At 36.6% G+C, this 11,783-nt stretch carries 9 protein-coding genes; 4 read left to right on the top strand and 5 right to left on the bottom strand.

What is annotated here, in order from left to right; genetic code table 11:
* Positions 1–59: 59 nt before the first annotated feature.
* Together ACB104_RS12785 and ACB104_RS12780 are read right to left on the bottom strand one after the other, a co-directional pair.
* Complete coding sequence (locus ACB104_RS12785) at positions 60–2,459, bottom strand: sodium-translocating pyrophosphatase (protein ID WP_370479317.1); 2,400 nt, start codon at positions 2,457–2,459, stop codon at positions 60–62.
* A 128-nt stretch (positions 2,460–2,587) separates the two neighbouring features.
* On the bottom strand, positions 2,588–3,115 hold the full coding sequence (locus ACB104_RS12780) for an inorganic diphosphatase (RefSeq protein ID WP_370479315.1): 528 nt from the start codon (positions 3,113–3,115) through the stop codon (positions 2,588–2,590).
* A 179-nt stretch (positions 3,116–3,294) separates the two neighbouring features.
* Between ACB104_RS12780 and ACB104_RS12775 the strand changes: the two genes are divergently transcribed.
* Complete coding sequence (locus ACB104_RS12775) at positions 3,295–5,529, top strand: M1 family metallopeptidase (RefSeq protein ID WP_370479313.1); 2,235 nt, start codon at positions 3,295–3,297, stop codon at positions 5,527–5,529.
* 328 nt (positions 5,530–5,857) lie between these two features.
* Here the strand turns inward: ACB104_RS12775 and murA are convergent, their stop codons facing one another.
* From murA to ACB104_RS12760, 3 genes are all read right to left on the bottom strand, one after another.
* Positions 5,858–7,168: a UDP-N-acetylglucosamine 1-carboxyvinyltransferase gene (gene murA, locus ACB104_RS12770; RefSeq protein ID WP_370479311.1), complete on the bottom strand. Its 1,311-nt coding sequence runs from the start codon at positions 7,166–7,168 to the stop codon at positions 5,858–5,860.
* Between the two features lie 5 nt (positions 7,169–7,173).
* A complete protein-coding gene (locus tag ACB104_RS12765; RefSeq protein ID WP_370479309.1) occupies positions 7,174–7,818 on the bottom strand; it encodes a DUF4290 domain-containing protein in 645 nt (214 codons plus the stop codon).
* A gap of 66 nt (positions 7,819–7,884) precedes the next feature.
* Positions 7,885–8,178: a DUF493 family protein gene (locus ACB104_RS12760; protein ID WP_370479307.1), complete on the bottom strand. Its 294-nt coding sequence runs from the start codon at positions 8,176–8,178 to the stop codon at positions 7,885–7,887.
* Between the two features lie 88 nt (positions 8,179–8,266).
* Here ACB104_RS12760 and ACB104_RS12755 point away from each other — a divergent pair, with 88 nt between their 5' ends.
* From ACB104_RS12755 to fmt, 3 genes are read left to right on the top strand one after another with little or no spacing between them, the layout of a single operon-like run.
* The gene (locus tag ACB104_RS12755) at positions 8,267–8,806 is read left to right on the top strand and encodes an AAA family ATPase (RefSeq protein ID WP_370479305.1); all 540 of its coding nucleotides are present in this window, start codon (positions 8,267–8,269) and stop codon (positions 8,804–8,806) included.
* Between the two features lies 1 nt (position 8,807).
* Positions 8,808–10,712 carry a RecQ family ATP-dependent DNA helicase gene (locus ACB104_RS12750; RefSeq protein WP_370479303.1) on the top strand — a complete coding sequence of 635 codons (1,905 nt, stop codon included), beginning with the start codon at positions 8,808–8,810 and terminating at the stop codon, positions 10,710–10,712.
* A complete protein-coding gene (gene fmt / locus ACB104_RS12745; protein WP_370479301.1) occupies positions 10,709–11,656 on the top strand; it encodes a methionyl-tRNA formyltransferase in 948 nt (315 codons plus the stop codon). The genes ACB104_RS12750 and fmt overlap by 4 nt, the downstream gene beginning before the upstream one ends.
* Positions 11,657–11,783 lie beyond the last annotated feature (127 nt).

Raw genomic sequence — 11,783 nt, 5'->3', positions numbered from 1 at the left:
AAATACAAAAAAAACCACGCCTTTTTGCGTGGTTAATTTTCTAAAAAAAGTTTAGCTAGTTAATTTACTACTTCTTTTTCAACGGACTTGATCACCTTTTTAATTTTGGCTTGTCCGTTTTCAATATTCTTTTCTAGGGCTTCAATCTTTATTTTTACTTCTTCTTCCAAACCTTCAAAAGTTTCATATTCAGTAGATTTCTCCCCATCTTTGGTTGTAATTGTAGTTACAATAGCCTTAACAGTTCCATCATCATTTTTGGTCATTTCTACCTTCACGTTTTTAACAACCTCAACATTTTCCATTTGATTATTTTCTGAAACATAAGCCGTAACAACATCGGAAGATAAAGCAATACTTGGTGCAATAACCAAGGCAACGACAGACATTAATTTTAATAAAATATTTAAAGAAGGCCCCGAAGTGTCTTTAAAAGGATCGCCAACGGTATCACCTACAACTGCCGCCTTATGTGCATCTGTTCCTTTTTTGCCTTGTTCTTCAATGGTTTTTTTAGCATTATCCCATGCGCCTCCAGCATTGGACTGGAATATTGCCATGAGCACACCGCAAGTTGTAACACCTGCCAATAAACCACCTAGCATTTCGGCACCTCCAATAAAACCAATTGCAACAGGTACAGCAATAGCCAACAAACCTGGTAAAACCATTTCTTTAATAGAAGCTTGGGTTGAAATTTCAACACATTTTTCGTATTCGGCAACTCCGTCTGCAGCGTCAAATATTTTTCTATCGGCTTCTGATGCTTTACTTATATCTGAGTCATATTTACGCATCACCTCTAATGCGGCTTTTAATTGAGGGATGTCCCTAAATTGACGACGTACCTCCTCTATCATAGCCATGGCTGCACGACCAACAGCATTCATAGACAATGCAGAAAACACAAATGGCAACATACCACCAATTAACAATCCTGCCATAATATCTGGCCTCGATACATCAATAGCATCTACTCCAGCAGTTTTCATAAAAGCTGCAAATAAAGCCAAAGCGGTTAATGCTGCCGAAGCTATTGCGAATCCTTTACCAATAGCTGCTGTTGTGTTCCCAACTGCATCTAATTTATCTGTACGTTTTCTTACTTCACTTGGCAATTCAGCCATTTCTGCAATTCCACCTGCATTATCCGAAATCGGTCCATAAGCATCTACAGCCAATTGAATTCCAGTATTAGCTAACATACCCACAGCCGCTATAGCTATCCCATACAATCCTGCAAAGTGATGTGAAATTAAAATTGCTGCAGCTATTAATATGATTGGTACAGCAGTAGACATCATTCCTACCCCCAAACCAGCAATAATGTTTGTAGCTGATCCTGTTTCAGATTGTTTAACAATAGAGTTAACAGGTTTTGTACCCATACCTGTGTAGTGTTCGGTAATTTTCCCAACACCAAAACCAGCTATTAAACCACAAAGTACCGCCCAAAAAACACCTAGTGCCCCGTAAGGCAGACCCTCCTGTGTTTCAGGAAGCATCATTGTAATTATAAAATAAGACGCTATAATCATTAAAAATCCTGAACCAAATTCACCTAAATTTAATGCTTTATGAGGGGAACCTCCGTCTTTTACCCTTACAAAAAAGGTTCCTATTATCGACATGACAATACCTACAGCAGCTAAAACCAATGGTAAATATACAGCTCCTAAACCGTTAAAATCTGGCGTAACAATAAACGCACCCAACACCATAGTACCAATTATTGAACCTACATACGATTCGAATAAATCGGCTCCCATACCGGCAACATCACCAACGTTATCACCAACGTTATCCGCAATAGTAGCCGGGTTTAAAGGGTGGTCTTCAGGAATACCAGCTTCAACCTTACCAACTAAATCCGCCCCAACGTCGGCAGCTTTAGTATAAATGCCACCTCCAACACGTGCAAATAATGCAATAGAAGAAGCACCAAGAGAGAATCCAGAAAGCACATTAAGTACTTCAGCAGTTCCCCAGCCCATTTCACTGTAAATCATAAAAAGTCCGCTAAGTCCTAAAACTCCCAAACCTACAACACCCAAGCCCATTACCGCACCTCCAGCAAAGGCTACTTCCAAAGCTTTTCCTAACGAGCTTCTGGCCGCACTCGTTGTTCTAACATTAGCCTTGGTAGCGACTTTCATACCGATAAAACCAGCTAAAGCGGAACAAATAGCCCCAACAATAAAAGATACCGCAACCATACCATTAGACCCCTCTTCAGAACTTCCTTTGAAATACAATAAGATGGCTACAGCAATTACAAAAACAGATAGTATTTTGTACTCTGCTTTTAAAAATGACATTGCTCCGTCTGCAATGTTTTTAGCTATTCTTATCATTTTTTCATCACCTTGGTCTTGCTTTGATACCCATGCACTTTTAATAAATACAAACGCCAAAGCCAATACGCCAAAAAGCGGCAAAAACTTCACTATTAATTCCATATTCAGTTAGTTATTTTAAGTTAATATTTTTCAATGCTGCCAAAAATAGGAAAATATAAGTGATAAAAAAAACCACCTTATATTTAAGATGGTTCAATTTTTTTAGGATATATTATCGATATGATAATCTAGATGGTAAATGTTCTTTTTTTCTTGTGTTCGCTCTCTTCATAACGCTGTACACATTCAAAATATATTCTTCTGGCTTCTTCTGCATTGCCCCATCCACCAACATCAACTTTCTTCTCTTCCAAATCTTTGTAAACCTGAAAAAAGTGCTCTATTTCTTTTAGTCTATGTGGGTTCAAATCTGTAATATCACTTCGTTTGCTCCAAACTGGGTCTGAAACCGGTACACAAATTAATTTTTCATCAGGTCCTTTTTCATCGGTCATATGGAAAACACCAATTGGCCTAACTTCCATAACAACCATAGGATATGATGGCTCAGTAGATAGTACCAGAATATCCAAAGGATCTTGATCTAAAGCCAAAGTTTCAGGGATAAAACCGTAATCTCCTGGATACATCATTGAAGAAAACAGAGTTCTATCAAAGCGAATTTTGTGCAATGTAAAATCGTATTCGTATTTATTTCTACTTCCCTTTGGTATTTCAATTAACACATCAAATGTTAAGTTTTTCTTATTTGCCATATTTACTTGTTTTTTGCGCTGCAAATTTACAGAACGCTATTCCGTCAAGCAACAAAAACAAAATGTTTTATCCGTTTTTTTCAAACATTAGTGTCGATTTCGTCCTAATCATAATTATTAGGATAAATGTTTTAATATTTCATATATTGTCCTAGACTAATTTAAATAACTAATTAATAATGCGAAGATTTCTGTTCGTCCTGTTACTGGTTTGCCCTTTTTTAAGTTTTAATGCACAAAACCAACCATGGCAGGGAAAGTTTGAACCCATTGATAATTTAATTTCTCCCCCAAACAGTTACAGAACAGCCAGTGGTGCCCCCGGCAAAGCGTATTGGCAACAGCGTGCTGACTATAAAATAAAAGTTACCCTTGATGAAAAAAACAACATGATTTTGGGTGAAGAAATGATAACCTATCATAACAATTCACCCGAAGATTTAAGTTACTTATGGTTACAACTTGAACAAAATGTCAATAAAAAGGGAAATGAGGACTTTGGCAGCATAAACAACAGCATGAAAGATGGCATGACCTCCAGACAAATGCAATTTTTAACCCGAGCTATGGATTTTCCAGCTGGTTACTCCATAAAATACGTCAAGGATGGAGCGGGAAATAACCTGAAAACACTGGTAAACAATACCATGATGAAGGTGAAGCTGAATAATTCGCTAAACTCTGGTGAATCTGCAACTTTATCCATTGCATGGTCTTATCCAATTACAGATAGAAGCTTGTTTTTGTTGTCTAGAGAAGGTTATGAATATTTTCCTGAGGATGACAACACGGTTTACCTTATAGCACATTGGTTCCCAAGAATGGCAGTTTATAATGACACTGAGGGGTGGCAAAACCAACAATTTCAAAAATTAGGTGAATTTGCTTTGGAATTTGGCAATTACGATGTTGAAATCTCTGTTCCCGAAGATCATATAGTGGCATCTACTGGTACTCTATTAAACAGTGAATCTGTTTTGACCAAAACGCAATTAAACAGATTGAAAAAAGCTGAAAAGTCATTTAGCAAGCCTGTTATGGTAATTACCAAGGAAGAAGCCATTGATAATGAAAAACAAAAATCGAAAAAATTAAAAACCTGGAAGTTCAGGGCTGACAATGTTCGTGATTTTGCTTTTGCCTCATCAAGAAAATTTTTGTGGGATGCCCAAGCCGTAGAGTTACCAACCAATACCGTTATGGCCATGTCTTTCTATCCAAAGGAAGGGTTACCGGTTTGGAAAGAAGAATCCACCAATGCCATTAAGCAAGCCCTCGAAGTATATTCTGAAGCTACTTTTGATTACCCCTACCCTGTTTGTATTTCAGTTAATACATCCAACATTGGTATGGAATTTCCCATGATTAGTTTTAATGGAGGCAGACCTGTAAATGGAAAAATAAGTGATGCAGCCAAACAAAGTATGGTGGGCACGATAATCCACGAAGTAGGGCACAATTGGTTCCCAATGATTGTGAGTTCAGATGAGCGTAAATGGATGTGGATGGATGAAGGCTTAAACACATTTCTCCACCAACGTACGGTTGCCGAGCGCTATCCAGACTATAGCAGTGTAACCCCGAAAACCATTGTTCCATTTATGACTGGAGACAAAAGTATTTTAAGGCCTATTATGACAACATCAGACAATGAACTTTTCAACCAGTTTGGCATGAATTTTTACATTAAACCTACAGTTGGCCTTCAAATGTTGAGAAACTCCATTATAGGAAAAGAGCTTTTTGATGAAGCGTTTAAAGAATATGCCAACAGATGGAAATACAAACATCCTAATCCCGCTGATTTGTTCAGAACTTTGGAAGATGCCACTGCCGTAGATTTAGATTGGTTTTACAGAGGGTGGTTTTTTACAACCGATAATGTAGATATGGAATTGAACAATGTAAAATGGTTTAAGGTTTTTGAAGAAAACACAAACATTGAAGACAAAAATAATTCTTCAGCTGTAAAGATAGCCGCCAACGAAAAAGGTGCTACAGAAGCTCAAAAAGATTTTTCCAATGGTCCGGAGGTCATCAATATGATGGATACTCCTGACAATGCATATGGTCAATTTTTATCAAGAATTGATGAAAAAGAAATCAGAAAAGAACTTTCAAGCAAAAACATTTATGAGGTCACCATTAAAAATGTTGGAGGCTTGGTTATGCCCGTTACCATTGAATGGATATTTACTGATGGCACCAAAGAAATAGACAAATTACCCGCGCAAATCTGGCGCAGAAACGAGCATGAAGTCAAGAAAACCTTTATTAAGGAAAAAGAGGTGAGCAAAGTAAATTTAGACCCGAATTTTGAATTTGCAGATACCAACATGTCTAATAATAGTTTTCCCAAAGTTCAAACTAAATCTGATTTTGAACGGTTTAAAGAAGACAAATCAAACCCATAATGGTTTCTAAAATGGTAAAAAATACGTGTATGTGCATATTTCATTTGATTATTTATAGCGTTAACTTTAAAATGCAAAAGTTTAAAAAACAACACGTTATGATACGCTTACAATTAAATCCCTCATAAAACACCTAAATTTTAATAAACAGGATAAAACTATCGAAATAGAGTTAATCACCATATTAAAGTTGCAAAATACTTTAATATACCGTTATCTATTTTTCAAGACTATATTGAATCATTAAAAGAAGAATCCATCGAACAAAAAAGCGAAGATTATCAATCCAATTTAAAAATAGTCTATTCTAATTTTAAAGCTTCTTGAATTAAGCTATCCTTTCAATTTTTGCACCAATTGCACGTAAACGCTCGTCAATGTTTTCGTAGCCTCGATCAATCTGCTCAATATTTTGGATGGTTGACGTTCCTTTTGCCGAAAGTGCTGCAATTAAAAGGGCTACTCCAGCACGAATATCTGGCGAGGTCATTGTAGTTGCCTTTAGGGTAGATTTATAATCATGACCAATTACAGTGGCACGATGCGGGTCGCAAAGAATAATTTTTGCACCCATATCAATCAACTTATCAACAAAGAACAAACGGCTTTCAAACATTTTTTGATGAACCAAAACACTTCCACGCGCTTGCGTTGCCACAACAAGTATGATACTTAACAAATCTGGCGTAAATCCAGGCCATGGTGCATCCGCAATGGATAAAATGGATCCATCAATAAAACTCTGGATTTCGTAACCATCAGTATGGGCCGGAATATGAATATCGTCACCCTGTTTTTCAACGGTAATACCTAATTTTCTGAATGTTTCAGGGATCAATCCTAAATCATTCCAAGACACATTAGTAATGGTGAGTTCACTTTTTGTCATAGCCGCAAGACCAATCCAACTACCAATTTCAATCATATCGGGTAACATGGTATGCTCTGTTCCTCCTAAGCTATCAACACCATCAATAATCAACATATTGGAACCAACGCCGCTAATCTTAGCCCCCATTCTATTCAGCATTTTACACAATTGCTGTAAATAAGGTTCGCAAGCTGCGTTGTAAATGGTAGTTTGACCTTCAGCCAAAACAGCCGCCATCAAAATATTTGCCGTACCGGTAACTGAAGCTTCTTCAAGGAGCATATAAGTTCCTTTTAATTTTTTTGCTTCAACACCATAAAACTGCTCTTCTCTACTATACCCAAATTTTGCTCCGAGTTTTATTAAACCCTCAAAATGGGTGTCCAATCTTCTACGACCGATTTTATCGCCGCCGGGCTTAGGAATGTAGCCTTTGCCGAAACGTGCCAATAGTGGCCCAACAATCATTATAGAGCCGCGCAAACCACGACCATCAACCTTAAATTGATCAGACTCCAAATACTTTAAATTGACCTCATCGGCCTGAAAGCTATAACTGCCTTTTTTTAGTTTTTCAATCTTAACACCCAATTTCCTAAGTAACTCGATGAGTTTGTTGACATCAACAATATCTGGAATGTTATGGATTGTTATTTTTTCAGAAGTAAGTAGTACGGCACATAAAATTTGCAATGCTTCATTCTTTGCGCCTTGGGGCTGAATGCTCCCTTTTAATCGGTGGCCACCTTCAATTTTAAATGTTCCCATACCTGTTAGTAGCGCTTTCTTTTATTCGAACCTTTTTTGTGATGGTGCCCTCCTTTTTTGTTTCCTGAAAACTTATTTTTAGAGCGCATTAAGCTTGAAGCATCCGATAAATCTTCATCAGAATTCTTCAAATTGATTTTTCCTCCAGAAAGCTCAAACAAATGATCATAAATTACATCATCTTCAACGGTATCTTTGTTCCAGTTTAAAAAACACTTTTTCATATGGTTGGCGATGGTATAAATCAAAGCCTCTTTTAAATCGCCATCTTCCCAAGTATTAGCCACGTCAATCATGGTTTTTATATTATTTCCGTAGAAACGATATTTTGGGTGGTTTTGTGGATAATTCAATGGTTCTGGGCGCTCCTCAAAAAGTTCTTTGGTAGGCTTTTCAAAAGGAGAATCCACATCCAACTCAAAATTAGACATGATAAAAAGTTGGTCCCAAAGCTTGTGCTGAAAGTCGGGCACATCCCTTAAATGTGGCTGCATGTTGCCCATAACTGCAATTATGGCTTTTGCCACTTTATTCCGTTCCTCCTTGCTTTCAATGGTTTTAGCGTAATTGATCATTTTTTGCATATGACGCCCGTATTCGGGAATGATTAAATGTTCACGCTCTGTGTTATATTCTAGATTATCAATCAAAATAAAATGTGTAAAGATTAATGTTTTACATGTAGCTTTTGTGCTTGGGCAAAATACAAAAAAATATTAAAGACTAATTACGCCTTCAATTTTTTCTGCGACTTCCTGATACTTTTCAATTACGATTTCTGGATCTCTCATCAAAAGGTTAACCGAAACGCTTGTATAATTCCCATTTTTTGATTCGGTTGTATTAATTACCGCCCCCATGTTGTCAAAAATGGCTTCTAATTTTGCAATTTTAGCGGCATCAGACTTCACAATAAATTTATACAAGTATTCTGCCGGCCAGCTATTATTGGCATAGAGTTGAGATTTTAATTTTTCGTAGAATTCATCAGAATTTGAAGGTGCACCCATAGTCATTTTTTCTATTGCAAATATACGGTTTACTTTCTATTTTTTTTATAGAAGTTAAATTCCGAATTTTACAGCAAATATAGCTGATTTGAACACTGAAAAGATTGTTATTACTGGTGGACCAGGAACGGGGAAATCGACTTTAATCAACGATTTAATCAAAAAGGGACACACATGTCTTGAAGAAATTTCGCGACAAGTCACCTTAGATGCAAAAAAACAAGGTATAGACCAATTGTTTTTAAGCAATCCATTGCTGTTTAGTGATATGCTTTTAAAAGGAAGACGGAAGCAGTTTGTTGATGCTGATATTTATAAAAATGAAACTATTTTTTTTGACAGGGGAATTCCTGATATTGTTGCCTACATGGATTACATTGGCGACATCTACCCCGAAAGATTCATTACTGCTTGTGATAATTTAAGATACCACCAGGTTTTCATTTTAAAACCTTGGCGAGACATTTACACGAGCGACAACGAACGCTATGAAAATTTTAATCAAGCTTTGCAGATTCACGACCATTTGGTAAACACGTACCAAAAATTTGGCTATGATTTGGTTGATGTGCCTTTTGATACTGTTGAAAACCGAACAGATTTTATTCTGAAATCGTTAAAACTGTAACATGGAACACCCTTTGCACATACTAGAGCACTATTGGGGTTTCACCACTTTTAGACCTTTACAGGAAGATATTATAAATACCGTAATTTCTGGAGAAGACACCTTTGCGCTATTGCCCACAGGCGGAGGCAAATCGTTGTGTTTTCAAATTCCGGCTTTGACAAAAAATGGTATTTGCATAGTCATTTCACCGTTAATCGCATTGATGAAAGACCAAGTACAGGCTCTAAAAGATAAAGGCATTAAAGCTATGTCCGTCACCAGCGGTATTAGTTATGATGAATTAGATACTTTGCTAGACAATTGTATTTACGGAAATTACAAGTTTTTATACCTCTCGCCGGAACGCTTGCAACAGGAATTGGTTCAAGATAGAATCCGCCAGATGAACGTCAATTTAATTGCTGTTGATGAAGCCCACTGTATTTCGCAATGGGGCAGTGATTTTAGGCCAGCTTACAAAAACATCGCCATATTAAGACAGCTTCAACCGACTGTAAATGTTGTGGCACTTACGGCTTCTGCCCGTCCTGAAGTTATTGCCGATATTATAAAAGAACTGGATTTTATTAACCCTAAAATATTCAGGCAGTCGTTTTTTAGGTCTAATTTGGCCTATATGGTTTTTCATGAAAATGATAAACACTACAGGCTGGAAAGCATTTTGAAAAAATATGAAAAGTCATCCATAGTATATGTTAGAAATAGAAAACTAACCATTGAACTTCGAGATTTTTTAAAATCCAAAAAAATCAGTGCGACCAATTACCACGGAGGACTTTCAAATGCCGAGAAAGAAACGAACATGACCTCATGGCTTAATGACCAAAAGCAGGTTATGGTAGCCACGAATGCTTTTGGCATGGGCATAGACAAACCCGATGTAAAAACCGTTGTTCATTTTAGCTTACCCGAAAGTATTGAAAGCTATTTTCAAGAAGCTGGTAGGGTTGGTCGAAACGGCGAAAAAGCCTTTGCTGTTATTTTAAAAAATAATAGTGATAAAGATGTGGTTAAAAACCAATTTTTGAGCGTTTTGCCTTCGGTTGATTTAGTAAAACAGGTTTACAGAAAATTATGTACTTATTTTCAGATTTCTTACGGTGAAGGTGAATACCAAACCTTTGATTTTGATTTCAACACCTTTTGCAAAACCTATAATTTCAATAGTATTTTATGCTATAATGCGTTGCTCATTTTAGATAGAAATAGCATCATCTCACTTTCACGGCAATTTCAGAACAAAGTAACTGTACAATTTATCACTTCAAATAATACCCTTTTTAGATATTTGGATACAAATCAAGGTATTGATATTATTGTGAAGGCAATCTTGAGAATATACGGTGGCGTTTTTGATAACATCACCAAAATAGATGTAAGTAAGGTTGCCGAAAAAGCAGGCATAACCGAGGACAAAATTGTCAACACGTTACAAAAACTGGAACAGGACGATATTATTGCGCTTAGCTTGGCAAAAACGGATGCGCAAATCACCTTTATTGAACCACGCGAAGACGACAAAACCATCAATAGAATAGCCTCAATAATTGAACAACAAAACACGTTAAAGCAACATCAAGTATCTGCCATACTAGATTATGTTGAAAATGATTCAATTTGCAAAAGTGAGCAACTATTGGCTTATTTTGGTGAAAAAGACACAAAACCTTGTGGGATTTGCTCGGTTTGTATTCGGCCAAAGCAAGTGAAAAAAAGTCAACCTAAAGTTTCCTTGAAAAACCAAATAATCCAATTGTTGGAAAATGGAGATCAATCGTCACGAAGTATTTTAGAAAACACAAACTGCGATGAAACTGAATTAAAAACTGTTTTAAAATTGCTTTTAGAGCATCAAATTATTACCATTACACCAACAAACACATATAAACTAAGCCATTTATGAGGGATTTAAGAATCGTATTTATGGGTACTCCGGATTTTGCGGTAGCCACTTTAAAAGCTTTGGTTGAAAACAACTATAACATTGTTGGGGTAATCACTGCACCCGATAGACCTGCTGGACGTGGTAGAAAACTCAACGAAAGTGCAGTAAAACAATATGCTAAATCTAAAAATTTAACCGTACTACAACCAACCAATTTAAAAAACGAAGATTTCATTTCCGAACTGAAAGCATTACACGCCAACCTGCAAATTGTGGTAGCATTTAGAATGTTGCCTAAAGTGGTTTGGCAGATGGCAGAATATGGCACTTTTAATTTGCATGCCTCATTGTTGCCTAATTATCGAGGAGCAGCACCCATAAATTGGGCCATAATAAACGGTGAAAGCAAAACAGGGGTTTCAACCTTTTTTATTGATGAAGAAATAGACACCGGAGATATGATTCTTCAAGAAGAAATAACCATTGAACCAGATGAGAATGCGGGAAGTCTTCATGACAGATTGATGGAAATTGGCAGCAAATTGGTTTTAAGCACGGTTGCCCTGATTGAAAAAGGCAATGTTGAAACCACTCCACAAAAAGAAACCAAGAACATCAAAACGGCTTACAAACTTAATCGGGACAATTGTAAAATAGATTGGGGAAATTCCATTAAAAACATTTATAACCAAATTCGTGGTTTAAGTCCGTACCCGGGAGCATGGTGTACTTTAAACAACGGAGATGACAAATTGGATGTAAAAATTTACAAGGCAAAAAAAGCTTTTGATGATCATTCCTTAAAAGTTGGCACCATTGTATCTTCTAAAAACGAACTAAAGGTTGCCGTAACGGAGGGATACATAGTAATTGATGAAATTAAGCTTCCCGGAAAACGGTCCATGGATGTAAAATCATTATTAAACGGATATGCTTTTGAAGAAAATGCCAAAATGCTGTAAACCCTTATTAACACTGATATTATAAAAAACTCGATGAAATGCCTTTCCTTTATTAACAAATGCTTTAAGTTATCAACAAAACTGCGCATTTCCCTTGCAGTTACTTGCATGGTTGCATAATCCGTAT

Origin of the sequence: Tamlana flava, assembly GCF_041287255.1 — a bacterium.
GTDB lineage: Bacteria > Bacteroidota > Bacteroidia > Flavobacteriales > Flavobacteriaceae > Tamlana > Tamlana flava.
Note: the sequence above shows the minus strand (reverse complement) of the source record. Positions and strands in the feature narration are given on the sequence as shown.